This is a genomic window from Frankia sp. Mgl5 (genome assembly GCF_023242985.1).
In the GTDB taxonomy this organism is placed as follows: Bacteria; Actinomycetota; Actinomycetes; order Frankiales; family Frankiaceae; genus Parafrankia; species Parafrankia soli.
On sequence record NZ_JALKFY010000545.1, the window covers coordinates 1 to 345 of the forward strand.

The window sequence follows — 345 nt, forward strand, 5'->3', positions numbered from 1 at the left end:
GCGTATGCCCAATCGAACTGCGGATTGTTCGCATACTCTCCTGAGCCGTTCGGGCGTTCCGCCATAATCGCGTTGCGGAAAAGATGCGCCTCTCTGAGTTGGGCAAGGTCATCGGCTTTGCCCGCTCCCAATTCTTCCAGCATCTCATAACAGATCACGGCATGGCCCATCATGTCCTGAGACATAGAGGAAAAGGCCACATCCTCCTCGATATGAGGGGCCAGCGCCAACCACTCCGAACCGCGGTAAGCCAGCAAAAAGTCGTCGTCCGCCAACTGAAACAACAATTCCTGCAAAGCAGCCAGATATTCGGGATGTTCTTTTGCCCGTTCGGCAGATTCTATC

At 54.2% G+C, this 345-nt stretch carries 1 protein-coding gene; it reads right to left on the reverse strand.

From position 1 onward, the window contains the following. A partial coding sequence (locus MXD62_RS10550; protein ID WP_368862385.1) for a Phenylacetic acid catabolic protein occupies positions 1-344 on the reverse strand: 344 nt, incomplete at its 3' end. Position 345: the final 1 nt, after the last annotated feature.